The sequence below is a fragment of the Candidatus Dormiibacterota bacterium genome, assembly GCA_035544955.1.
Lineage (GTDB): Bacteria > Chloroflexota > Dormibacteria > CF-121 > CF-121 > CF-13.
This window is the reverse complement of sequence record DASZZN010000029.1, coordinates 20146-43353: the sequence shown is the minus strand read 5'-3', so window position 1 is coordinate 43353 and position 23208 is coordinate 20146. Positions and strand designations below refer to the sequence as shown.

The window sequence follows — 23208 nt, the reverse complement described above, 5'->3', positions numbered from 1 at the left end:
CCGTGCCAACCAGCAGGGACGACGCCTGGGCGCTCCTCAACGAGTTCACCCAAAGCCCGCACCTGATCAAGCACGGGCTGGGCGTCGAGTCGGCGATGCGGGCGTACGCGCCGAAGTACAGCGGTGACCCTGACACTTGGGGCGTCGTCGGCCTCCTCCACGACTATGACTACGAGCGTTTCCCCGAGGTCGGCGAGCACGCGATCAAGGGCGCTGAGATCCTGAAGGAGCGCGGCTGGCCGGAGGAGATCTGGTACGGCGTCCTCTCGCACGCGGACTACGCCAACGCGCCCCGGACCACCCCGATGCAGAAAGTGCTCTACGCCGTCGACGAGCTGGTCGGTTTCGTCGCGGCGGTGGCGCTCGTGCGGCCCAGCAAGGCGGTCGCGGATGTCGACGTCCAGTCCGTCAAGAAGAAGTTCAAGGACAAGGCGTTCGCTCGTGGCGTCCACCGCGAGCAGATCTTCACCGGGGCCGAGCAGCTCGGCGTCGACTTAGACCAGCACATCCAAATGGTCATCGACGCGATGAGAGGGAACGCCGCCGCCCTCGGGCTGGCGGGGGCGCCCGCCTAAGCCACGCTCAGGCGCCCGTCCCGCATCTGCAGGACCCGGTCGGCACCGGTCAACATCGCCGGATCGTGGGTGACGACCACCACGCTCCCACCGCCACTCGTCCGGTAGTCGGCGAGCAGGTTGATGACATCGCGGCCGGTTCCCTGGTCGAGCGACGCGGTGGGCTCATCCGCGAACACGACCGCCGGCCGGTGGATGAGGGCGCGGGCCACGGCCACGCGCTGCCGCTCGCCGATGGAGAGCTGATACGGCCGCTGCCGCAGCTTGTCGCCAAGGCCGACTCGCCGCAAGAGCTCCTGGGCATAGGCCACCGCCTCGTGATTGCGCTTTACCGCGCCCACCATGACGTTTTCGAGCGTGCTCAGGTAGTTGATCAGGAAGTGCTGCTGGAAGACGAAACCGAAGCGCTGCCGGCGGAGGCGGATCAGGCCGGGAGTCGAGATGTCGCTGTAATCGCGGCCTTCGAAGGCCACCTGGCCTCGTGTCGGCCGCTTCAGTCCAGATAGCAGATACATCAGCGAGCTCTTTCCGGACCCGGAGGGGCCGATCAGTCCGACGAAGCTGCCCTGTTCCACCGACAGGGAGACGGTGTTAACGGCATGGGCGACGCTATCGCCGCTGCGATAGTCGAGCGCGAGGTCCTGTGCGCTCAGCATCAGTCTCTCCTCTCGATGATCGAGATGGGGTCCAGGCGGAGCAGCTGCCAGGCCACGGTTCCCATGCCGAAGAGAAAGACCATCAACGGAATGGGGAGCGTATGGAGCGCGAGCACGTTCCAGTCGAAGATGTTCATCAGCAGGCCGTGCGGCAGCATGAAAATCGCGTTGAACCAGGTGAGCACCGCTACACCAAGGCCGACGCCGATGCCCCAGGCCGCCACTGTGACACCCAGCGATTCCCAGGCCACCCGCATGATCAGACCCCAGCGGCTGTACCCGACCGCGGCGAGCAGCCCGAACTCGTTCATTCGCTGCCGGAAGAAGAGGTTGTTGAGCAATCCGACCACGAGCGCGAGGACGATCGTCACCAGCAGGATCAGGAAGCGATTGATGGTGTCGAGGTTCGCGATCAGGCTATCGATCTTTCCCTTGATGTACGGCCAGTCGAATATCCGAAAGGCGCTGTCGCCGATCAGGCGCTGGACCTGGTCATGGACGGCCTGCTCGTGGCCGGCCTGCGGCACCACCACGAGGCCTTGGTAGCGCCGCTCGAAGAGGTAGTGCTCCGTCAAGTAGTCGATCGGGATAAGGCCGAGGCGGGTTGGCCCGCGGATGATGCCGATCACCGTGAAGGTATCGGGCAGACGGTCGAGCTCATCGAGCGCGTTTCCGACCTTTCCGCCGATCCACACGTGCCGCGATCGCGCGATTTCTTCGGAGAGCGCGATCTCATTGGCGTTCGCCGACGGCAACCGGCCGGTGACCACCTGGTCGCCGTACAGCGAGAGGAGCTGCGCCATGCCGGCTTGATCGAGCCCGTAAAGGTCGAACTGGGCATTTCCGGCGAGCATATTGATGTCGAGGTTCGAGTACGCGTCCCGCTTGACGAACGTGGTCCCGGGGATGCGGGCGCTGTCGGCGACCAGCTTGTCGAGGCCTGGCTGGGGAGCCTGGATAGAGCCGAGGCTCGAGGTCAGACGGTCGAGGGACGTCTTGAATTGGTCGATCGTCGCGCTTGGCGACGGCGGGATCGGGATGTCAGCGACGTTCCGGCCGGCGGCGTTGAGGTTGGCAGTGTCGCGGTTGATCGCCTGCAACGATTGCTGCAGGCCGGCGGCGTCCGAGGACGCACTGGTCACCGCCGCCTGGAGCCGCCCAAGCTGCGCGGCGTCAGGCAGGACCGAATGCAGCCAGGTCTGATGCTGCTGCAGATAGGTGATCAACGGGCGCGGGTCATTGGGATTCTGGGTCAGCGTCCGGACCAGCTCCTCGAACGCTTTCTCCTCCGATTGCAGCCGCTGGACCCGAACGATGAGATCGCCGAGGGGCACGATGTCGCCGCGCAGCCGCGCGGCGTAATAGCGCGCGTTGGCGGCGTCGACCTGAAGCTGCTGGACGGCGGGAAGCTGCGCGCGGACCTGGGTCGGCAACGCGATGACAGCGTTGTAGTACGAGGAGATGCCGCCGGGACCATCGAGCGAATCCACCTGGAGCTGCACCTCGTGGAGCCGTGCGAGTGAATCCTGCAGCGGATTTGCCAGGTCCTGGTCGAGAGTCGCCCGTGGGGCGACGAGGATCAGCTTCTGGTAGCTGCCGAAGGTGGCGTAGGCCGTCTCACGGGCGGAAGCCAGCAGCGAGTCCGTGACGACCACGCCAAGGATCGCCAGCGCGAGGATGCCGATGACCGGCACCACTTTGCGCTTGTTGCGGAGATAAAAATGCCACAGGGAGAGGGGGTTTTCCATGCACGCCATTCCCATGATAGGGGGCGCGCATTACGCAACCTTAGAATGGGTTCGCTTTGCCGGAGCTGGTGGACTTCTACCACACCGATGACCTGCTGACCGAAGAGGAGCGACTCGTCCGCTCGACGGTGGGTCGCTTCGTCGACCAGCGATTCCTGCCCATCATTGCCGACCACTACGAGCGGGCGACCTTCCCGATGGAGATCCTGCCGGAGCTGGCCCGCCTCGGCGTCTTTGGCATGCACCTGCACGGCTATGGCGCCGCGGGCATGAGTAACGTCATGTATGGCCTCGCCTGCCAGGAACTGGAGCGGGGCGACAGCGGGCTGCGCAGCTTCGTCTCGGTGCAGGGGTCGCTGTGCATGTTTCCGATCCATCGTTACGGGTCAGAGGAGCAGAAGCAGCGCTGGCTACCGCGGATGGCGGCCGGGGAGGTCATCGGCTGCTTCGGACTGACCGAGCCGGAGTTTGGCTCCAACCCGGCTGGAATGGCGACCCGCGCCCGCCGCGATGGCAAAGACTGGATCCTCAACGGCACCAAGCGCTGGATCACCAACGGTAACCTCGCCGACCTCGCGATCGTCTGGGCCCGCAGCGAGCAGGGGATCCGCGGCTTCCTGGTGGAGAAGGGCACCAAGGGATTCGAAGCCCGCGAGATCCACCACAAGCTTTCGATGCGGGCCTCGGTCACGTCGGAGCTGATCCTCGACGACGTCCGGGTCCCGGCCGGCAACGAGCTGCCCGAGGCGCAGGGGCTGAAGGCCCCGCTCTCCTGCCTGAACGAGGCCCGCTACGGCATCGTCTGGGGCGTGCTCGGCGCGGCGATCGCCTGCTATCGCAGCGCGCTTGGCTATTCGATGGCCCGCGTGCAGTTCGATCGACCGATCGCCGCCTATCAGCTGACCCAGGAAAAGCTCGTGAACATGCTCACCGAGATCACCAAGGGACAGCTGCTCGCCCTGCAGCTGGGTCGGCTAAAGGATCAGGGCAGCGCGACGGCGACGCAGATCTCGATGGCGAAGCTCAACAACGTCCGCGAGGCGCTGCAGATTGCGCGCGAGGCGCGCACCATCCTGGGTGCCAACGGCATCAGCCTCGAGTACCCGGTGATGCGGCACATGAACAACCTCGAGACGGTCCTGACCTACGAGGGGACCAGCGAAATCCACATACTCGCCATCGGCGAGGAGATCACCGGGCTCTCGGCCTTTAAGTAGCTGAGGGGGCACCACCTACCATGAGCTGATCGCTCATAGCTTGATCGCCTGGCTATCATTTGGTTGCAACCCAATCCCGCTGGGCTGGCAGCGACCCGTCGGGTTCTGGGAATCCTAGTTGGCCTGGCTGCGATTGTCTTCAGCAGCCAGATTGCCGCCCGTGGCCGGTCATCGCGTCCAGTCAACATCGTCGTCGGCGCCGCGTTCGTCGTCATCGGTACGCTCGTCCTTATCGGAGTGATTCATCTCGCCGAGCATTGCCCCTCTGGCTAAGCGTTCCGGCTTACGGACGGATTTCGCGCGGCTTGTTCGTGTAAATTGCGTTGGCGGGCAGCGCCTTGGACCAGGTGAGCGAGAAGACGTCGTCGACGGTCCATACCCCGATCAGCTTGCCGGCGGCGTGCAGCTCGGCTGCCGTCTCCGGCTCGATCGATGCCCAATGCGGGCAGAAGACATCGGCGCCCGCATCGTCCATAACCCGCAAGATGTCGACCGGGCGCGAGGCCTCGAGCACTCCCGTCAGGATCTCGGGCTCGAGCTCGCTGATCCGCTGGACGGAACGGTGGTCGAAGGAGATGACGACGACCTGGTGGACCATCCCGGCACCCTTGACGGTGCGGACGACCGCGTCCTCGATTCCAGCGTAGGGGAGTGGCAGGTTCTTGATCTCGATCGCCACGCCGACCTGTCCCTTTGCCACGGCGAGGACCTCGTCGAGCGACGGGATCTGTTCGCCTTTGAAGCGCGGATCTTTCCAGCCTCCGGCGTCGAACCGTTTCAGCTCGGCCATGCTGTAATCCCGCACCAACCCGCTGCCATCGGTCGTCCGATCGAGCAGGTGATCGTGGATGACCGGGAGGCCGCCGTCCTCGGAGAGATGGACGTCGCATTCGATCACGTCGCAACCGAGTTCGATCGCGGAACGGAAAGAGCCCAGCGTGTTCTCCGGGTACTCATCCGGGTTTCCGCGATGACCGCCGAGCAAAATGCGGCCGCTCCGGAACTTCGCCGCCAGGCTTTCGGCGTGCGCGATCGTCACCGGCCAATGCTACGTGAACTGTCGCGAGCTTTTTACATCAGCCGCCACGCGCAAGAAATCTCGCATGCGGCCGTGACACCACTAGCGGCTTTGGCGCGCGCCGGCCGTCTCAGCTATGACCTTTCCCAGGCTCCAATCGCTGCTGCAACGACGGCGGGTGCAGGCGATGGCGATCGTGCTGCTCGTGCCCTTCCTGGCGTTGGCGCCGCTGCAGCTCTTCAAGCCGGCGACGGCGAAGGCGCATGGGGTCGTAGGGCCGGTGCAGGTCGGGATCAGCTTCAACCCCCATCGCGCCGCCTCGATGGGACTGGATTACCGATCGGCATTCACCCGGCTGGAGGCCTTGCATTTCCGCGTCATCCGTCTCAGTGCCTACTGGGACCAGATCGATCAGGAGGGCTATGGGCAGCTGGACTGGTTGATGAGCGAGGCGCAGCGAACCGGGCAGCCGATCGTCCTGGCCGTTGGCATGAAGGGGCTCGGCTGGCCGGAGTTCTATATCCCGGCGGCGGCGATGCCGGCCGCAGGTCTGGCGCAGGGGCAGGACGCGGCGTCTGACGCCAGCCTGCGTGATGCGACCCTCGCATTCGTCAACGACACCGTGCTTCGCTATCGAGACAACTCGACCCTGATCGCCTGGCAGGTCGAGAATGAGCCCTTCAACCGGGCTGGTCCGCAACGGTTATGGATCGATGCCGCGTTCCTCCGCGACGAGATCAGCAGCATGCGCCAGCTGGACGGCCATCACCGGCCGCTTATCGTGAACGCCTTCAGTCACTTCAACCTCATCCTCGACCAGGCCTCGGCACGCCAGGGCTTCGACCTTCGGCAATTTCTCGGATTCCAGGCGGACAGCGCGGAGCGCGACGGTCTGTCGCTCCTGGGCAAGGGTGATGTCCTCGGTCTCGATGTCTACACAGCGATTGGCTACCGCTTTCTGGGTCATGACAACATGAGTCACGCTGACGCCGACTGGCCGGATCGACTGGCCAAGGTTCGCGAGCTGGCCCGGCTCCAAGGCAAGCAGGCGTGGATCACGGAGGCGCAGGCCGAACCCTGGGAGTCAGGCGCGAATAGCGACGTCAACCCGAAGAGCACCAGTCCGCAGGCGATTCGCAGCCTGTTCGCGAACCTCAAGGACGCCGGCTTCAGCACCGTGCTGTTCTGGGGCAGCGAGTACTGGCTCTGGCAGGCCGACCGTGGCGATTCCCGCTGGATCGACACCGTCAAAGCGATCCTGCGCGATGAGGCCAAAGCGCCGTCGATGGCAGCGGCCTAAAAGACGGCCCAGTTGACGGTGGATAGCACGTCCTCGGTGAAGTCGTGGCCGGGCTGCTGCAGGTAGAGGTATCCGATCAGCCGGGCGACGCGCGCCTCCTGATAGTAGTAACGGCGGTGATCCTGGTAGGCAGTGGAATGGATCGCCTGCCCGCTCTGCCCCTGGGCGGCGCTCTCTTCCGCGGTCAGGATCAGGTCGTAGTTCTGTAGGAATCGCTGCACCCGGCTGTCGCGAAACAGTACGAGTCGCGACGGGGTCGCGCTCGCGAGGTCAGCCGTGATCCGCTGAAAGTCCCCGCGCATGGCGGCCAGGGCGCCCGGCGGCGAGGGTGACTGGGTCTCACGATCGAGGTCCTGATTCAACGTGGTCATCGACCGCGAGACGCGATCGAGATAGGCCGACTCGGCCGGCTGCAGGTCGCTGGGCCGCACGTAGGGGAGGGTGATTTGCCCATGAAGGAAGTCGATCACCTCGTATCCCACCTCGCCGCCACTCGCGGTGTCCTGCAAGAAGAAAGCGTCGACCGGTGGTGATTGCTGCGCGCTGTAGCGGTAGAAGCCGACGCGATGCGTCTGCACCTCGCGCAGCTTGGCCTGGCGCTCGGAAAGGCACAGGTCGGCGAAATCGGTCAGGCCCGGATCCTGAAGGATGAACAAGCGCGCGTTCGAGTAGTTCGCAATGCTCGCGTCGGTCGTGTCGAGGACGAAGGCCTCATAGAGCGCGGCATCCTGCTTGGAGGCCGCCAGCGTCTTCGCCATCGACTGGACGCCCGCGACGTCGAGGGGCCGCTGACCAGAGACGTTCATCTCGATCGTGCTCCCGCTCCGCCAGCAGTGCAGTGCCTGCAGTCCACCGCCGAGCGTCGGACAGTTGATCGCCTGCTCGCTGGCGCGAAAAGGTCGGCGGTCCGCGGAGACACCGGCAAAGGCAAGAAAGACGATGGCGACAGCGAAGCCGAAAACGAAGAGGCCAGCAACCCAGGCGCGAAGACCCCGGCGTCGGGCAGCGGGAATCAGGCGACGGCTGAGCAGGAGGAGGATGGCGGCCGTCGGGATGAACAGGATCGTGTACGACGCCAGCCCGAACACGGTGTCGGCTTGCGCCGCACAGGGCATGCCCGGATAGTTGGCGCCCGCGCGCAGCGGCGTGATCAGCCAGGCGAGCAGCAAGAGTCCAAGCGGCCAGGTCCATTGAGCCCACCGCCAGCGGCGGCCCGGCTTTGGCGCGGCGGCCGTCACTGGGCGAGGCTGATGACGGACGGGTGCCGGATGGGCAGCATGCAGTGAATGCCCGGCTCGAGCCGGCCGCGATGATCGAGGCCGCCGGCGTCGAGGAAGCCGCGGGTGCGGGCATACGACTCTTCGATCAGGCGATCCACCTGGCTGAAGTCGGTGCCGGCTGTGCCGAACTCGACGTTCGGGACCAGCAGGCAGATCTCGGCCTGGTCCGAATAGCGCTGGTATTCCTCCAGCATTCGTTGGCCGAGCATGATCTGGATGCTCTGCGACAGGATGCCGGTCAGCGTGTGGTTCGGTGGGCGGCGCGGATTGGATGTGCTGTTATCGATGGCGACGATGTGGGTGGCCCCCAGCTGGATCGCTTCGGGGAGGCCGACGTTCTCAGCGACGGCTCCGTCGACGAACTCTTCATCGCCGATGCGGTAGGGATTGAAGAGGCCGGGAATGGCGGCCGAGGCGGCCACCGCATCCGGCACGCTACCGGTGGTGAAGATCTCCTTGCGCGCCCGGGTCAGGTTCGTCGCGATCACTGCGCAGGGCAGCACGAGCTGTTCGAAGGTCGCGGGCAGGTTCATCGCGGCCAGCGTTCGCAGGTAGCGGCTGTCGAAGACGCTGTTGCGCGTACGGACATACCGGTAGGCCATGCGCAGCGGGTTGCGGTTGAAGAGGTCGCGATTGCGGATCGTGCGCCACACCTGGGCCAGCTGCTCGATCGTTTCCAGGTCGGGCTTGGCGGCAAGGGCGACGGCATTGAAGGCCCCGGAGCTACAGCCGACCAGCCCATCCGGCGTGATACCGGCTTCCAGCAGCGCCTTGAGGACGCCCACGCTGCAGGCACCTCGGCTCCCGCCTCCCCCCAGGACAAAGACCAACCGTCGCTGTTTCCCCCCAGGTTGCGCAATCGTTGGTCGGCGCCGTCGCCACCAGGACAGCATGTTCGGGGATCGCCAGAAGCCAGTTTCCCGCATAGGCATTACGTTTGAGATCCCGATCCGAACATGCGCTCCGGCTGAGTGTAACGGGTCGGTGGCAGCAGGCTGGAAGCTTGTGGACGCTGCGTTACTAGCCTTGAAGAGGCCGACTGCAGGGCTCCGCGAAACCCGCTTCGTGTTAGCCTTGCAGTATCACTTTTCCCCGTTATGCACTGTCCCTATCTAGAGCAAATCCTGCGGAAGCGGACCGCCTTTTTCAAGGTCTTCCAGGCGGATTGCCATGTCGACCGGAAGGTCCACAAGTTCTACGGCGTCGTCAAGTGGCCGTCGCCGCCCTGCCTGGGAAAGATGGCCACCTGCGCGCTCTACCAGGAAGCGCGGGCTAGCGAAGACCTGCGGCTGCGCCGCCTGATCGACTAACCCGGCCCGCGTCCAACGGGGACTAACATCGGCCGTGTGAGTCCTGATGTCATCGTCGTCGGCGCCGGTGTGATCGGCACATCGATCGCCTACCAGCTGGCGAAGGCCGGCGTAAAAGTGATGGTCTTCGAGCGCGGCCAGGTGGGCGGGGCGGCGACCGGTGCCTCCGCCGGCATGATCCAGATCAATCCGGACCGTTCCACCCCGACGGCACTGTCCATGCTCGAGATGGAGAGTGCCCGGCTTTACCCGGCGCTGGCAACGGAGCTCCTGGACCGCTCCGGCGTGGACATCGGCTATCGTGCAGCCCCGCTCCTGCACGTGGCGTTCCATGAAGGGGAGGAGCCACAGCTGCGCGCGCACCGCGCCTGGCAGGTCGACCACGGGGTCGCCGTCGCCTGGCGCGACCGCGCCGCGGCGCTCGATCTCGAGCCGGCGTTGAACCCCGATGTCCGTGCGGCGCTCTACTATCCGGAAAATCACCAGGTGATGCCCCGGACCCTCGCCCAAGCGCTGGCTCGAACGGCGGTCGACCTCGGCGCCGTGCTGCGGGAGGGCGCGAGCATCGACCGCCTGCTGACGAGCGGCGATCGGGTGGTCGGCGTGGCGATCGGCGGCGAGGCCGTGCACGCCGGCGAGGTCGTGATCGCGAACGGCGCCTGGGCGTCCTCCTGGTCGGATGCCCTGGAGACGCCGATCCCGGTTCGACCCGTGCGCGGCCAGATGGTGGCCTTACGGACCATGGGAACCGGGCTGAAGAACGTGGTGAGCTTCGCCGAAGGATACATGCTGACCAAACCCGATGGATCCACCTACGTGGGCACCACCGTGGAAGAGGCGGGATACGACGCGCGTCCGACAGCGGCCGGCATCGCGCGCCTGCTGGCGCTGGTGCCGCGGATCGCGCCGCGGCTGGCCCAAGCTACCTTCGTGTCAGCCTGGGCGGGGCTCCGCCCGGGAACATCGGACGGGATTCCCCTGCTCGGTCGCCTCCCCGGATGGCATGGCGTGATCGTGGCGGCGGGCCACTTCCGCAACGGGATTCTGCTGGCGCCGATCACCGGCGAACTGGTCGCCGACCTGCTGGCCCGTCGCCGGCCTCGACTCCCACTCGATGCCTTCGACCCGGCTCGCTTCCTGGTCCGTGCCGCCTGAGACCCCGCGCGCCTTCGCGCGCCGATCCGATGGATTTCGCTACGCCGCGGGGGGTGGGCTCTGGCTCGCCCCGCTCGTCTACCTCGAGCACGCCCGCTTCGGACCTGGCTGGTACGGCAAGGTCGTCAGCTCCGATCCGGAGCGCCTGCTGGCCTGGGCCGTGAGCAAGGCGATCCCGCGGCGTGCGCTCGAGGTCAAGTCGTTGCCCGACGTCGACATGCCGAGGATAGGCCGCCGGCGTTTGCCCGGCTATCACATCGATCTCTGGGGAGCGCGACTGGCGCTGGCGTACGATCCCGAGACGCTGGCGGCGGCCCGCCAGCGGTCAGTAGTGGTCGATCGCCTTGAGGCCGGAGCCGGTGATGATCAGGGCGGCGCCGGGCGGAAGGTTCAGCACCCGGGCACCGGTGATCGCCGCGGCTGACGTCGGCTCCATCAGCAGCCCCGCGGCGGCCGCCTGTCGCCAGGCGCGCTCGATCGCGTCCTCCGAGACCGCGATCCAGCGGCCGCCGCTGTAGCGGACGGCGTTGTAGCTCCGTTCCGCCCGCGTCGGCTCGGGGATGCGGATCCCGTCGGCAATGGATGGTTGCCGGACCACGGGGGCCGGCCGCCCCAGCGACGCCCCGCGGACCAGCGGCGCGCACGCTTCGGACTGCACCCCGTGCAGCCTGGGCGCCCGCTCCATCCGGCCGGAGGCCACGAGGTCGGCGAACCCCAACGCCATCCCGATCAGCACGGTTCCCTGGCCGACTGGCGTGATTACGTCGAGGAGCTGGTCGCCCAACTCCTCAAACAGTTCATAGGCGATGGTCTTGGTCCCCTCGAGGAAGGCATCGTCGCGCGCGTGGCCGGCGTCATAGGCCTCTTTGGCCGCCGCCACGGCCGCCTCGGTGACGGCTGAGCGCGGTCCCGACACCTTGATGAGCTCCGCCCCTAGCACCTCGATCGCGCGGGCTTTCACCGGGACGATGTCGTCGGGCGCGAAGATGCGTGCGCGAAGACCGGCGGCGGCCGCATAGGCAGCGATTGCGGTACCGGCGTTGCCTGACGAGTCCTCGATCACGGTTTTTGCGCCGGCGGCGCGGGCCGCGGTGATGGCGGTCGCCGCTCCGCGGTCCTTGAACGAACCGGTCGGCGAGATGCCCTCCAGCTTCAGCAGGTATTTTTCATAGAGCACGATCGGGGTCCCGCCTTCGCCAAGGGTCACCGGGTCGCCGCGGATCGCGAGGTCGGCGCGATACCGCCAGAGCCCTCGCCCGGACCAGGTGTTGGGCGGCGCGGTCTGGGTCACGAGAGGACTTTCTGCAGCGCCGGATCGAGGTAGTCCTTCGTCAGGGGAAACGGCTCGTAGCTGCTGACCGTGCCGTCACGGGCGACCAGGATGCTGACGGGCAACCCCGTGTTGTTCAACGCAACACCGTAGGCGTTGGCCACGCGGCCGTCGGGGTCAAGGAACGGTGCCGGCTGCAGGTTAAGACTTCTCCAGAATTTGCGCACGGTGTCAGCCGACTCATCGCCGAAGTTGATCGCCATCACCGAAAAGCCCTCTGCGTGATGGGTGATGTACTCGTCGCGGATCAACGGCAGCTCGTCGCGGCAAGGAACGCACCAAGTCGCCCAGAAGCTGATCAGCACCGGCTTCCCTTTCAGGTCCGACAACGAGACACGGTGTCCGTCGATGTCAGTCGCGGTGAAGTTCGGCGCGGGCTTGCCGACCTGCACCGTTCCATGGGGCGCGGGCGTGGGATTGCCGCTGTCGAAGTGCGAGTCGAAGGGCGTCGTGACGGTGACGACGGGGAAAAAGTCGTTGAAGACCGTGAGACGGTTGGAGAAGATCAGCAAACCCATGCCGATCAGGAAGACGGCCGCGACGGCATTCAGGACGGCGTACGCGCCCCGCACCCGGGTCAGCAACCGGGTCAGCATGCCGGAGAGGCCCGCGGCAATCAGAAACGGCAGGCCCAGGCCCACGGAATAGACCGCCAGTAGCAGCGCCCCCTGCGCCGCCGTCCCGCTGCCGCCAGCCCGGAGCAGGATGGCCGCGAGGATGGGCCCGACGCACGGGGTCCAGCCGATCGCGAAGGCGAGGCCAACCACGTACGAGGCCCACGGCGCGCGTGGCAACCGGTGCGCGATGTCGAAGCGCTTCTCGCCCATCAACCCGGGAATCCGGCCCAGGGTCAGCAGCGCGATCCCAATCAACACCAGCGCCGCGCCGGCGATCTGCAGCAGCAGCGGGCGATAGGCTTTCAGGTCCGCCCCGATCAGCCCAAACGATGCGCCCAGGGCGACGAAAGCGGTGGCGAACCCGGCGACGAAGAGTGCCGCGTTCCCCAGCACCTTGAGCTGCTGGCGGAGGGTCGTGTCGGTCCCCGTTGAGGCCGCACCCATATAGGCGACATAGGCCGGAACCAGCGGCAACACGCAGGTCGAGGCGAACGACAGCAGGCCGGCGAGAAACGCCAGGGCCAGGTCGACGATCATCCAGCTGGCTTAGGTTTCTCGGTGCCGAGCTGTCGGACCCAATCGCGCAGGCGCGCGGGGGCGTCGTCGGTGCAGCATTCCTTGCGAACCAGGCGTTTCATCTCCGCCTGGAAATCGAAGACCTGCTCGCAGGGAGGACAGTCATCCAGGTGCGCCTTGACTTTGCGGACCTCGGTTTCGGTCAACTCGCGGTCGATGTAGGTGTTGAGCCGGCGCATCGTCTGTTCGCAGTGATCTCCCATCAGCGTGCCCCCACGGCCAGCGATGGTGCTTTCGGCCTACCCGAATATTCCCACAGTTTCTTCTGGAGTGCTTGCCGGCCGCGGTGGAGACGGGACATCACGGTGCCGATCTTGATGCCAAGGATCGACGCCACCTCTTTATAGGAGAAGTCCTCGACATCGACCAGCACCACTACCATCCGCATCGGAACGGGGAGTTCCTCGAGCGCGTGCTTGACTTCGTCCCCGAAACCGCGGTCGACGATGATCTCCTCCGGCGACATCAGGTGCACCGGCATACCATCGCGCCGCATCTGGTCATAGATGTCGAAGTCGGTTCCGGGTTGATCGATGGAGTCTTCGGGCGCGGGCCGCTTGCGCAGTTTGTTCCGAAAGACGTTGGTCATGATCGTAAAGAGCCACGCCTTCTCATTCGTGCCCGGCTTGAAGCGGTTTCGATATCGGTAGGCTCGCAAATAGGTTTCCTGCACCAGATCCTCGGCGTCTTCCGGCTTCCTGGTAAGGCGCAACGCGCTTCGGTAGAGCGCATCCAAATGCCTTTCAAAAAGCGAAAAATCGCTACTCATGCCAACGCCCCGCTGGTCCATTCTATTCCGGCCATTTCCGTGCCTCGCCGAGCTCAGCTGGGGGCGGGGCCACCGCCGGGACCGCCCCCCTGACCCCCGCCTGGACTCGGCGGACCGCCCGGCCGCGGGCCGCGGCCTCGGCCTCGACCCCGTCGCCGCCGGCGCCGATTTGGATCGGATTGCGGGTCGGCCGACGATTGGGGCGGGGGTGCGTCGCCTCGCGGCGGATTTGGTTGCCGGTCCCGGCCGCGCTGCGGCCCGGGTGCGCCCGGCTGGCGTGGCGCCGATCCTTGACGGGGTGATCTGGCGGGCTGGTTCTGCCGCGGCTGGTTCGGGCGCGGCGCCTGTGCGGATTCGCCGGGGGCCAGCGCGCGACCGCCGCGGCCCCGCCGCCGCCGGCCGCGCCGTTGCTGATCACCGGGCTGCGCGCTGCCCGCCTCGGTCCGGGCCCGTTCGGGTGGACGTTCGGGACGTGGGGTGGCCGCCTGCGGCACGATGCGCGCCAGGCCGCGGGGCCGCCGCCGGCGGCTGAGCGGCTCGCGTGGGCGGGCGTCCTGCTGCTTGACCCGCTCCTCGAATTCAGCCAGCCACTCCTCCATCGGACGCTTGATCTGTGGGCGCGGCGCGCGTGGCTCGTCCGGCCAGATGCGCGGCCGGTCCGGGCGGATGGCTTCGGGCGGCGGATCGACATCGGTCGGTTCGGGTTCGACCGCGATCTCAGGCGGGAGTTCCGACATCTGCCGAAATCTTAGCGGGGGCCGGTTCCGGCCCCGATTCGGGCTCGACCCAGTCCAGGAGGAAGCGACGCCGGAAGCGGTCGAGGGCACGGATCACGGCCGGACCCAGCAGGGCGAGCAGCACCAAGTTGCCGGCGGCCCGGAAGCTGTCGTAGGCGACCGAGGTTGCGAGGTAGAAGCCGCCGGCGCGGCGAAGCAGGGCCGCCAGGCCGATCCCGGGCGCCCAGCTCAACGGTGATGATCCGGCGGCGACGAGCAACGGCCATTCCCAGAGGTCGAGCAGCAGGCCATAGGCGAAGCCGGCCAGGCCGCCATAGAGGCACAGCAGGGCGACGGCCAAGGGCGAGGTGGAGCGGCGAGTCGCCCGGCCAAGGTATCCGGCGCCCATGCCGACCCAACCCGCGGCAAGCATCTGGTAGGGAAGCCACGGCCCCAGGCCCGCCGTCAGGACGGCGGACAGGAGCAGCGTCAGGGCGCCACCGGCGAAGCCGAAGCTTGGCCCCATCACGAATCCGCCCGCGATCACCAGGAAAAAGATCGGTGAAAAGCCGAGGAGCCCGATGACGATGACGAGCCTCAGCGTGGCATCGATCGCGACCAGCGCCGCCAGCACCGCCAGCAGCCGGGTCGAGAGGCGATGGGTTTGGAGGGCGACGCCCAGCACGACCACTGTCGAGACAGCGACCAGCGCGCTGAAGAGCACCACGGGTTGCGGAAAGGCTGGTCCGAGCAGGAGCGGTCCGATGAAAAGCGCGAGCCCGGCGCCGGTGAGCCCGAGCAAGACCGCGTCTTCGGCCCGGGCGGCGAGCCATCGGGTCATATCGGCACCGCCTCCGGCAGGAGCCAACCGCCACCGACGAGCTTGCTGATCTGCGTAGCAAAAACCAGGGAGTCACTCAACACGCTGGCTGGTGGACCGTCGGCGTAGATTTCGCCGTCTGCCATCAGGAGCACGCGATCGGCCGTGCGGGCCGCCCATTCGACGTCGTGGGTGGCGACCAGGATCCCGGCGCCCGCGCCGGCGCGCGTGCGCAGGTAGGCGCTGAGGGCCCGCTTCACCTGGGGATCGAGTCCACGCGTCGGTTCGTCGAGCAGCAACAGGTCGGCTCGGGCCCCCATCAAGGCGATGGCCAGTTGCTGACGCTCGCCCGAGCTCAGGTCACGTGGATAACGATGGAGCCAGGCGGCGAACGGCGCGACGACCTCGGCCGCCTGGCCCCGCAGCTCCTCACTCACGGTTGGCGCGAACAGCAGCGAGTCGGCGTCCTGCGGTACGTAGGCGGCAATGCCCTCATGCGTGACGGTGCCGTGTTGTGGCCGCATCAGCCCGGCGATCAACCGCAAGAGTGTGGTCTTTCCGGATCCATTGCGACCCATCAAGGCGACAACCTGGCCTCGGCACAGGGTCAACGACACACCCTGCACCGCGGGGATGGTGTCGTAGCGATGATCCAGTCGGTCAATCCGGCAGATGACGGGCCCGTGGCCGTCAACGGGCACGGGTTTGGCTGGGGCCCTGGGCAGGCGTTGCGCATGGACGCGGGCGTCCCGAAGTCCTAGCGGGATCGGTGTCCACCCGGCCCGCAGCGCCAGGTCGACGACGGGCGGGCGGGCTCCGCCTTCGGCAAGTGCGACACGCGGCGCCTGGTCACGCAGCATCCCGCCGTCGAGCGTCCAGATGCGATCGACGAAGGGCGCGATGCGCTCGACGCGATGCTCGGCGATCACCGTCGTCATACCGAGCTCGGCAACCAGCCGGAGCACGACCTGTAGGACGTCCTCGGCGGCCTGCGGGTCGAGCTGCGAGGTCGGCTCATCGAGGACGAGCGCATCCGGGTGCATGGCGAGCGCGGCCGCGATGGCGACGCGCTGGCGTTCGCCGCCCGAGAGGGTATCGATCCGGCGACGCCGCAGCGGGTTAATACCGACCTGGTCGATCACTTCCTCGACGCGCTTGCGCATCAGCGGCCGCGAGAGTCCGAGATTCTCGAGACCAAACGCCAGCTCGGCCTCGACGTCCTCGAGAACGAACTGCGCCTCGGGATGCTGAAAGACGAAACCGATGTGGATCCCGAGCTGTCGTGGTGGGTGCGCCCGCGTGTCGAGGCCGCAGACCACGACCCGGCCACGGAACTGGCCCCCGGTGCTGTGCGGGACGAGACCGTTCAGGCAGCGAAGCAGGGTCGACTTTCCGCTGCCCGAGGCGCCGCGGAGGAGGATCACTTCGCCGGGCTCGACCGTCGTCGTGACGTCACTCAGCGCAGGCTTGTCGGCCTCCGGGTAGCGATAGCTGACGGCGTCAAGCGTGATGAGGGGCATGGTCCACTCGCGAAAGGCTGGCGGTGACGGCGGGCACGGCGAGCAGGCCGACAGCCAGCAGCTGATCCGGGTCCGGAACGCTCGGCACCAGCTCCTGGTACGGGTTATACGAAACGCCCGGCAACACCGCGATGGCGACGATCGCCGCGAGCGAGGCGAGCAGGACCAGCAGGTCCCCGGGTGTCCATTGGAGCGGGCGGTATCGGGACCTGCGGCCGCTGCCGAAACCGCGCGCGTCGAGCGACTCGCCATACTGCAGCGCGCGCTCGAGGGTCGTGAGCAGGAGCGGCAGCAGCAACGCGGGCGCCGATCGCCAGCCGGTTCGCCGCCCGCGCAGCTGGCGCGACTCGCGGATCGATTGAAACGCGGTCAGCGTTTTTGGTGCGAAGGCGAGGGCGAGGGCGACGGTCGTGCCTGCCCGGTACAGCGGGCGGGGAAGGATCGCGACGAGGTCGGCGCTTCGCACGGTGCTTTGCACGACGGCGAAGACGGCGACCGTCAGCACGAGGGCCAGGCCGGTCGAGGCGCCAAACGCGACGGCATCGAAGGTCCAGCGTCCGCCGATGATCGGGATCGCCGGCAGCGTAAAGAGCGCGTGCTGGCCGAAACGGCTGAGCGCGACGCTGAAGACGACGGGCACCAACGCCAGTGCCACCGCGAACTTCCAGGTCCGGACGCGGCGACGTGCACGGTAGGGCAGAAAGACGTTCACTACGACCAGCAACAGCAGCACCTGCAGGTACGGATTGCGGTCGATGAATGCGGCGGCAAGGACCGCGATCGCCCATACGCCCCAGGCGAACGGGTGGCGGATCACGGGCCCCGCCTCCGCAGGTTGACGGCACCGAGCGTCAGGAGCAGGATCGCGATACTGCCGAACGCGAGCCAGGGTCCGAGCGCGGTCGCTTTCGGCGGCTGCGTGGGCGGTCCCGTGGATGTCAGCACGGCATTGGGCGGCGGTGAGTCTGACGGCGCCAACGCCTCCAGGCTGGTCGACGGTGCGGGCGTTGCCGCCGGAAGAGGGGTCGCGTGATTCGGTGCGTGCGTCACCTGCGTTGCGGTCGCGGCGGGTGGCGCGGGCGCGGCGCAGACCGACGAAAACGCCACGCTGCCGGGAACCTGATTCGCCCCCACTGCAAAATGCCATCCGTCCATGTCGCCGTCGCGCAGGAGCGACGAGCTGGCCCCGAACGCCGATGTTTGCCAGGCGCTGCCCCGACGATGGAAGTACTGCCAGTACGGTCCGGCGCCGAAGCATCCGGATGGCATGCTCGATGGCTCCCGGTCGAGCTGACACATCGCACTCCCGATCGAACCGAAATTCTGCGCCTCGTACTGCACGCCCGAGCGCTCGACCAGTTGAAGCCCGGTGATCTGGTCTTCCGCAAAGGCCACGCATCGCGTGATGACGCTCCCGCTCGCGTGCTGGATGACCAGCGCGGCGTGATGGATCGCCGCATGGGCCGGCCGCATGGAGAGGAGGCCGGCGATGAGCGCCGCCGCCGCGGCGGCACCCAGCCACGTCGTTTTGGCGATTCTCAGCGAGCGCGTCGGCGCAGTCTCCAGCCGAGCGCCACGATGGCGAGTCCAGCCACCATCGGCAGCAGCGGTGTGGGATCTGGCGGAGCGCCCGTCGTGGCCAGTTGCGTTGTCGACGGGGTCGGGGTCGGTGTCGTGATCGGTACCGCCGGACATGTCGATGGCATGACCCCGTTGGTCTTTTTCACCGGGAGGTACTTCGATGTGAGGGCCGGCAGGGCTTGCGTGGTCGAGAAGGCGTCAGCTGTGCCGCTGGCCGACGGGCCGGGACGCGTGAAACCAAGTCCACCGTTCGGGTACTGGAAGGTCAGGAGATCGGTGACCGCATTCTTGTCGCCGATGGACCAGGCGGCCGACGTGGGATCCTGGCCAGTTGCCAGCAACGCCTCGATGACTGCCGCATCCGAGTTGGGATCCGAATCTCCCGGCGGGGAAAAGGGCGCCGAATACTCAAATCCTCCGCTGGGTTTCTGGTGGAGCTTGAAGTACGCGAGCGCCTTGTCTCTTGTCGTGGCGTCCAGGCCGTCAGCTGACACGAGTGCCATCAGGACGAGTGCGCTGGTGTTGGTATCGGAGCCGTAGCCGGCCTGGAACTCCCAGCCCCCGTCCGCCTGCTGTCGACTCGCGAGGAACTGCTTCGCTTTCGCTGTCGCGGCGCCGGCCGGCAGGGCGAGGACGGCGAGGGCGTCGTTGAAGAGTTGCCCGTTGTATGCACCCGTCGATGGGTTATAGGTGCATTGCAGGTCCTGCAGCAGGTTCCGTCCCGCGAACGTCGTGGGATCGAGGCCGGCAGCCGAAACCGCCAGGAGAAGGGTACCGATGTTTCCCGCACTCTTCTCTTCGTCAGCGATGTGTGTGCGCAGAGAATCGATCGGCGTTTTTCCCGACGTGGACAAGTCGGCGACGGCCAGGTTGTTGGCGATCAAGCCCCAGACGGTCTCCTCCGTCCGCGAGGCGTTGCCGGCCACGGTTCCGTCGGTTCCTTGCAAGGTGTGCAGCCATGCAAGGGCTTGGGATGCCGCGGTCGACTGCGGGGTGAAGGCGGAAATCGGCATAGCCGATGCGAGCGTCGCGAGCGCGGCGATAGCCAGCGCCGTGAGTCGTCCTTTCATGGTGTCCTCCAGAGCAGTGAATGCGCAACTGGAGGCCGATCGTGAAGATGCTTGGCACCTCCCTCTCAGCCTCGAAGAGGGTCGTTGGTCCCCGATAGGCAGGTCTCCTGGCTCCGGATCATTGTCGCTGGGCTCCTTCCCAAGGCACGGCCTCGGTGGATCTCGCCCACGGCTCCTCGGTTACAGTGACGGGTTCGCGCCGGATTCGCACCGGCTTCCCTTTTCAGCTCTCCTCGAGCCACCTATCGGTCGTTTTTAACTTGTGGAACGCTTGGTCGGCATCACCTCCCCCAAAAGGTGACCGCATTATAGGATGCGCCGCGGGGCCGATAAAGAAAACGCCGCCCGAACTCATGGGGCGGCGGCGTTTAGTGACGAGTGGTGCGCTATCTCAGGCGACGCGCGATTGCTCGAAGTAGGCTTCCAACTCCTCGATGGTTGGGACGCGGTTGATCTCGTCGGGCTCGACATTCATGAACTGCTCCTGCGCCGTGAAGACGAGCTCGATCAGGTCGGGAATTTTGACGTCAGGCGTGTATGGAACACCAAACGCGAGCAGCTGCTCGACGATATCGCCAGGCACCTTGGTGCGTTCCGCAAGGTTCAACGCCTCGAGCGCCCACAGGATGCGGTCCAGCCCATAAAGGCTGAGCTTGCGCTTCGCCTCCTCGGCCCGGGTCGCGATCACTCGCAGCGTCGTGCGTTGCGTCTCAGTTTGAATCGCTTCGTAGATTCTCAGGCTAGGTTCCTCCGACGCTTGTTGGTTCGGCCAGCGCCTACGGTACGAGCCGGTTCCAGCCTCAGCAAATAACTTTCGTTAAAACATGTAAACAAGCGACGCTCTGTCACCGGGCAGGCTTTCGAAATCGAGCGGGATAATACCCACAATGGCTTTCATCGATGCCGACCCTGACCGCGGGCCAGGCCGTGACGCGGTCGAGCTCTACACCCGGACGTACGGCACGCTGCTACGAAGCTCGGGTGAAACCAAGCTCAAGGTGCTCGAGCAGTCCCACATCGGGATGCGGTCGAGCCTGCACCCGAAGGCCGGATCGCCCGAGCCGGACACCGGAGCGCTGATCTATGCGCTCCGTCGCCTGCCTCCCTCCATCACCGCAGTCAAGCGAATCGTGCTCGGCCAATCGGCTGACGTCTTCAAGCGGCTGCTCGACGTCGACGTGGAGAAGTGGGAGATGCAGAGTGCGCCCGGGCGCCGCCGTCGCTACTACTTCGACGGCAAGGAGACGTTGGCCGTATACATCGCCAGCCCATCCGATATCGACGACGTCATTCCGCAACTGGTCGCGCTTCAAATCGAATGGAACAAGCTACACGCGCTGCTGAATGCGGAAGACCTCAGTCGGGCCAGGACGGTCGCCGACCAGTTCCAGGTGCTGCAACGACTCGGCATTTCAGAGGATGACGCGCTGCGCCTAGTTGAAATCTGGGGCGACTTGCTGGAGCCGCTCCGCCGCATCCGGGCCGAGGAGAAAGACTTCCGTGTGCGGATGCTCGGCGGCACCCAGATCGGTTACATCAAGGCCACTCGCCGCTGGTGGCAGCCGATCGAGTCCCTGATGCAACGCGAGGGCGTGCGCGACCGGCCGGTCTACTTCGTCTCGAGCAACACGCATAGCCTCGTGAACCTATTGAGCGGCTCCGCGCGCCGGCACCAACACGAGATCGTGGAGTTCACCGAACGCAGCAATAACCTGGAGTTGGTACCCGAGCTCAAGAAGCTCCGCCAGGGTCAGTCTCGTGGCAACTGGGACAACTTCCTCTATTACGCGGCCCGCTCCTATTACGGGCAGTCACCCGAGGCGGAGGGGCGGCGGGCGCTTCGCACCGCGGAAGAAGAAGAGCGCGGCATCTTTTTCCTTCCGAGCCAGGCGGGCCTCGATGTGGCGGCGCAGGTGATCATTGTCGACCGGCTGGTCGCCAACGATCTCGATCCGCGGCTGGGGAGCCCGCCGCCGGATCGCCTGGAGCGCAGCCCGGCCGTCTTGATCAATGTCAACTACCCGCTCGGGCTCGGTGCCTACAACGTCCTGCGGGAAGTGGCTGAGAGTGTCGGGACGCTGCGCGGCGTTTATGTCCTTGGCAAGGCAGCGACCCTCAACGGTAGCATCGGCGACATCATGATCTCCAACGTCGTCTATGAAGAACACTCCGAAAACACGTACTGGCTGGACAACTGTTTCAGTTTCAACAGTGTCGCGCCCTTCCTCGTATACGGCGCCGCGCTGGACAATCAGCGCGCGGTGACGGTTCGCGGCACCTTCCTGCAAAACCGCGGGTATCTCGACTTCTATCACCGAGAGAGCTTCACCGTGGTCGAAATGGAAGCCGGTCCCTATCTCAACGCCCTCTATGAAGCCGCTGAATCGTCGCGCTATCCGATGCGGGAGAACATCAACTTCACCAAGCTGCCGTTCGATTTCGGGGTGCTTCACTACGCCTCTGATACGCCGTACACCCAGGCCCGCACGCTAGGCGCGCGCGGTCTCTCCTACTACGGCCTGGATTCCACCTACGCCTCATCGGTCGCCATCCTGCGGCGAATCCTGGCTCAGGAGCAGGTCCTTACGGCCGACGTTGCGACCCCGCGCTGGGCGGACGCCGGAGCCCGTCAGGGCGCTTGACGGTTAGCAGCACCGTAATGCGCCGCTGCTAGCCTGCGGTCAGGTTCGAAATCCCATCGCCCCCCTCCTCCCCACAAAAGGCCGCCCTCAAAGCGGCCTTTGTCTTTCCCCGAAAGCGCTAGGCGGCGCGCCTGAGTTTGGGTTTGCGTTTGCGGAGTGTCTTCCTTCGAAGCGCGAGGTCCTGCAGGGCGAGGTCGATGCGCCGCTCCGCGGGATCGAGATGCTTCGCGGTCGTCAGCAATCGGTGCGCCGCCATCAGGTTCTCGCGCGCCATCTCCGCCAGGCCGAGCTGCAAGGTGAACCCGGGGTCGACCGGGCAGGCCAGCGCCGCGCGCTCCAGCAAGGCGAAGCCCTCGTCGCGCATATCCATCTCCCAGAGCAGCGTGCCGAGCTCGAAGAGGAGCTCGGGCTCATCGGGCCCCGCTTCCAGGGCGCGGAGGTACGCCAGGCGTGCCACCTCGGCGTGGCCCAACTGGCGGTGGTCCCGGCCGATCAGAAACCAGGTTTGCCAGGCACTGGGCGCGAGCATCATGGCACGCGCGAATGCGGCCCTGGCCTGCTCCCGATCCCCCAGCGCATCGCAAGTCAGGCCCAGGCGGAAGGCCACCTCCGCATTGTCCGGGTCAAGGCGAGTGGCCTCATCCAGCGCCGCACGAGCCCGGGCATAATCCCGGATTCGGTGGCAGAGCGTTCCCAGCCGCAGCCGGGGAAGCGCCTCGTTCCCGGCTAGTTTGACGGCGGCTTCGAAGCGGACGAGCGCCTCGCGGACGTTCCCTTCCGTCTCCGCGAGTCTGCCGCTCTCGAGCAGGCGCTCGATTTCAGGGGTCATCGCAATAAAACAACGTAGCGCCGCGACCGCTCTTACGTTCGGCCTATTCGGTGAGGAAGCGTAGGAGTTCCGGCTCCTCCATCTCCTGCGCCGGCAGGACCGGCGTGTACTTCAGCCGGGTGGCGAGCTTCATGGCGAGCTCGACCTTGAAATCAACCGGGGTGAAGCCTTTGTCGGTGAAGATGCCCAGGGCCCGGTCCCGGATGACGAGCGCCGCCCCCTGCTTGCGCGCCAGCACCGTCATCATGGCCGGCCCGCGGCCGCGGCGGGCACGAGCTGCGCGACCAGCCGCGCCAGCTGCGTTGGCTTGAAGGGCTTCTCTACCGTCGCTACGGCGCCAGCCGCCCGGGCCCGCACTGGCGTGACGGTGTCACGGAACTCGGTCATCATCACGACCGGGCTGCGCTCGGCGAGCTTGAAGACGATGATCGACGCGATGTTGGGCTCGTCCTCGACGAGCAGGACGCGTGCCATGGGTC

The 23208-nt window shown here is 66.3% G+C and carries 27 protein-coding genes and 1 riboswitch; of the genes, 8 read left to right on the top strand and 19 right to left on the bottom strand.

What is annotated here, in order from left to right:
• Positions 1 to 2 precede the first annotated feature (2 nt).
• A complete protein-coding gene (locus VHK65_09725; GenBank protein ID HVS06428.1) occupies positions 3 to 575 on the top strand; it encodes an HD domain-containing protein in 573 nt (190 codons plus the stop codon).
• Here the strand turns inward: VHK65_09725 and VHK65_09720 are convergent.
• Both VHK65_09720 and VHK65_09715 read right to left on the bottom strand, forming a co-directional pair.
• Positions 572 to 1231, bottom strand: a complete 660-nt coding sequence (locus tag VHK65_09720) for an ABC transporter ATP-binding protein (protein HVS06427.1) — start codon at positions 1229 to 1231, stop codon at positions 572 to 574. The genes VHK65_09725 and VHK65_09720 overlap by 4 nt on opposite strands.
• On the bottom strand, positions 1231 to 2979 hold the full coding sequence (locus VHK65_09715) for an ABC transporter permease (protein HVS06426.1): 1749 nt from the start codon (positions 2977 to 2979) through the stop codon (positions 1231 to 1233). Before VHK65_09715 ends, VHK65_09720 begins: the two co-directional genes overlap by 1 nt.
• Before the next feature lie 56 nt (positions 2980 to 3035).
• Between VHK65_09715 and VHK65_09710 the strand changes: the two genes are divergently transcribed.
• Entirely contained in the window at positions 3036 to 4196 is a 1161-nt protein-coding gene (locus VHK65_09710; GenBank protein ID HVS06425.1) for an acyl-CoA dehydrogenase family protein, read from the top strand.
• A 283-nt stretch (positions 4197 to 4479) separates the two neighbouring features.
• Here VHK65_09710 and VHK65_09705 read toward each other — a convergent pair whose 3' ends face one another.
• Positions 4480 to 5235: a glycerophosphodiester phosphodiesterase family protein gene (locus VHK65_09705; GenBank protein HVS06424.1), complete on the bottom strand. Its 756-nt coding sequence runs from the start codon at positions 5233 to 5235 to the stop codon at positions 4480 to 4482.
• Between the two features lie 115 nt (positions 5236 to 5350).
• On the opposite strand from VHK65_09705, the gene VHK65_09700 reads away from it, so the two are divergent.
• The gene (locus VHK65_09700) at positions 5351 to 6514 is read left to right on the top strand and encodes a hypothetical protein (protein ID HVS06423.1); all 1164 of its coding nucleotides are present in this window, start codon (positions 5351 to 5353) and stop codon (positions 6512 to 6514) included.
• On the opposite strand, the gene VHK65_09695 is transcribed toward VHK65_09700, so the two are convergent.
• Together VHK65_09695 and VHK65_09690 are read right to left on the bottom strand one after the other, a co-directional pair.
• Positions 6511 to 7752 carry a hypothetical protein gene (locus VHK65_09695; protein HVS06422.1) on the bottom strand — a complete coding sequence of 414 codons (1242 nt, stop codon included), beginning with the start codon at positions 7750 to 7752 and terminating at the stop codon, positions 6511 to 6513. The genes VHK65_09700 and VHK65_09695 overlap by 4 nt on opposite strands.
• A complete protein-coding gene (locus tag VHK65_09690; protein ID HVS06421.1) occupies positions 7749 to 8687 on the bottom strand; it encodes a patatin-like phospholipase family protein in 939 nt (312 codons plus the stop codon). The genes VHK65_09695 and VHK65_09690 overlap by 4 nt, the downstream gene beginning before the upstream one ends.
• Before the next feature lie 204 nt (positions 8688 to 8891).
• Here VHK65_09690 and VHK65_09685 point away from each other — a divergent pair, with 204 nt between their 5' ends.
• Genes VHK65_09685 through VHK65_09675 form a run of 3 tightly spaced genes read left to right on the top strand, consistent with a single transcriptional unit; the run spans position 8892 to position 10683 of the window.
• Positions 8892 to 9104: a hypothetical protein gene (locus VHK65_09685; protein ID HVS06420.1), complete on the top strand. Its 213-nt coding sequence runs from the start codon at positions 8892 to 8894 to the stop codon at positions 9102 to 9104.
• A 36-nt stretch (positions 9105 to 9140) separates the two neighbouring features.
• On the top strand, positions 9141 to 10259 hold the full coding sequence (gene thiO / locus VHK65_09680) for a glycine oxidase ThiO (GenBank protein ID HVS06419.1): 1119 nt from the start codon (positions 9141 to 9143) through the stop codon (positions 10257 to 10259).
• Positions 10249 to 10683 (top strand): hypothetical protein, encoded by a 435-nt coding sequence (locus VHK65_09675; protein HVS06418.1) that lies wholly within the window; start codon positions 10249 to 10251, stop codon positions 10681 to 10683. Before thiO ends, VHK65_09675 begins: the two co-directional genes overlap by 11 nt.
• Here VHK65_09675 and VHK65_09670 read toward each other — a convergent pair.
• From VHK65_09670 to VHK65_09650, 5 genes are read right to left on the bottom strand one after another with little or no spacing between them, the layout of a single operon-like run.
• Entirely contained in the window at positions 10585 to 11550 is a 966-nt protein-coding gene (locus VHK65_09670; protein ID HVS06417.1) for a pyridoxal-phosphate dependent enzyme, read from the bottom strand. The genes VHK65_09675 and VHK65_09670 overlap by 99 nt on opposite strands.
• Positions 11547 to 12743: a cytochrome c biogenesis protein/redoxin gene (locus VHK65_09665; protein HVS06416.1), complete on the bottom strand. Its 1197-nt coding sequence runs from the start codon at positions 12741 to 12743 to the stop codon at positions 11547 to 11549. The genes VHK65_09670 and VHK65_09665 overlap by 4 nt, the downstream gene beginning before the upstream one ends.
• Positions 12740 to 12985: a mycothiol system anti-sigma-R factor gene (gene rsrA / locus VHK65_09660; protein ID HVS06415.1), complete on the bottom strand. Its 246-nt coding sequence runs from the start codon at positions 12983 to 12985 to the stop codon at positions 12740 to 12742. The genes VHK65_09665 and rsrA overlap by 4 nt, the downstream gene beginning before the upstream one ends.
• Positions 12985 to 13572, bottom strand: a complete 588-nt coding sequence (locus tag VHK65_09655) for a sigma-70 family RNA polymerase sigma factor (GenBank protein ID HVS06414.1) — start codon at positions 13570 to 13572, stop codon at positions 12985 to 12987. The genes rsrA and VHK65_09655 overlap by 1 nt, the downstream gene beginning before the upstream one ends.
• 1 nt (position 13573) lies before the next feature.
• Positions 13574 to 13969, bottom strand: a complete 396-nt coding sequence (locus VHK65_09650) for a hypothetical protein (GenBank protein HVS06413.1) — start codon at positions 13967 to 13969, stop codon at positions 13574 to 13576.
• Between VHK65_09650 and VHK65_09645 the strand changes: the two genes are divergently transcribed.
• Positions 13959 to 14303, top strand: coding sequence for a hypothetical protein (locus tag VHK65_09645; protein HVS06412.1), 345 nt, complete (start codon positions 13959 to 13961; stop codon positions 14301 to 14303). The two genes, VHK65_09650 and VHK65_09645, sit on opposite strands and share 11 nt — an antisense overlap.
• Here the strand turns inward: VHK65_09645 and VHK65_09640 are convergent.
• The 6 genes from VHK65_09640 to VHK65_09615 all read right to left on the bottom strand — a co-directional run bounded on the left by VHK65_09640 (position 14269) and on the right by VHK65_09615 (position 19946).
• Positions 14269 to 15108: an ECF transporter S component gene (locus tag VHK65_09640; GenBank protein HVS06411.1), complete on the bottom strand. Its 840-nt coding sequence runs from the start codon at positions 15106 to 15108 to the stop codon at positions 14269 to 14271. The genes VHK65_09645 and VHK65_09640 overlap by 35 nt on opposite strands.
• Positions 15105 to 16607, bottom strand: coding sequence for an ATP-binding cassette domain-containing protein (locus VHK65_09635; protein HVS06410.1), 1503 nt, complete (start codon positions 16605 to 16607; stop codon positions 15105 to 15107). The genes VHK65_09640 and VHK65_09635 overlap by 4 nt, the downstream gene beginning before the upstream one ends.
• Positions 16588 to 17424: an energy-coupling factor transporter transmembrane component T gene (locus VHK65_09630; GenBank protein HVS06409.1), complete on the bottom strand. Its 837-nt coding sequence runs from the start codon at positions 17422 to 17424 to the stop codon at positions 16588 to 16590. Before VHK65_09630 ends, VHK65_09635 begins: the two co-directional genes overlap by 20 nt.
• On the bottom strand, positions 17421 to 18080 hold the full coding sequence (locus VHK65_09625; protein ID HVS06408.1) for a hypothetical protein: 660 nt from the start codon (positions 18078 to 18080) through the stop codon (positions 17421 to 17423). Before VHK65_09625 ends, VHK65_09630 begins: the two co-directional genes overlap by 4 nt.
• Before the next feature lie 65 nt (positions 18081 to 18145).
• Positions 18146 to 19258 carry a prenyltransferase/squalene oxidase repeat-containing protein gene (locus VHK65_09620; protein ID HVS06407.1) on the bottom strand — a complete coding sequence of 371 codons (1113 nt, stop codon included), beginning with the start codon at positions 19256 to 19258 and terminating at the stop codon, positions 18146 to 18148.
• A 79-nt stretch (positions 19259 to 19337) separates the two neighbouring features.
• Positions 19338 to 19519, bottom strand: a riboswitch (cobalamin riboswitch).
• Positions 19520 to 19649: 130 nt separating this feature from the next.
• Entirely contained in the window at positions 19650 to 19946 is a 297-nt protein-coding gene (locus VHK65_09615) for a hypothetical protein (protein ID HVS06406.1), read from the bottom strand.
• 199 nt (positions 19947 to 20145) lie between these two features.
• Between VHK65_09615 and VHK65_09610 the strand changes: the two genes are divergently transcribed.
• Positions 20146 to 21900 (top strand): hypothetical protein, encoded by a 1755-nt coding sequence (locus VHK65_09610; protein HVS06405.1) that lies wholly within the window; start codon positions 20146 to 20148, stop codon positions 21898 to 21900.
• A gap of 118 nt (positions 21901 to 22018) precedes the next feature.
• Here VHK65_09610 and VHK65_09605 read toward each other — a convergent pair whose 3' ends face one another.
• Genes VHK65_09605 through VHK65_09595 form a run of 3 tightly spaced genes read right to left on the bottom strand, consistent with a single transcriptional unit; the run spans position 22019 to position 23203 of the window.
• The gene (locus VHK65_09605; protein HVS06404.1) at positions 22019 to 22729 is read right to left on the bottom strand and encodes a tetratricopeptide repeat protein; all 711 of its coding nucleotides are present in this window, start codon (positions 22727 to 22729) and stop codon (positions 22019 to 22021) included.
• A 43-nt stretch (positions 22730 to 22772) separates the two neighbouring features.
• Entirely contained in the window at positions 22773 to 22976 is a 204-nt protein-coding gene (locus tag VHK65_09600) for a hypothetical protein (protein HVS06403.1), read from the bottom strand.
• Entirely contained in the window at positions 22973 to 23203 is a 231-nt protein-coding gene (locus VHK65_09595) for a hypothetical protein (protein ID HVS06402.1), read from the bottom strand. The genes VHK65_09600 and VHK65_09595 overlap by 4 nt, the downstream gene beginning before the upstream one ends.
• Between the last annotated feature and the right edge of the window lie 5 nt (positions 23204 to 23208).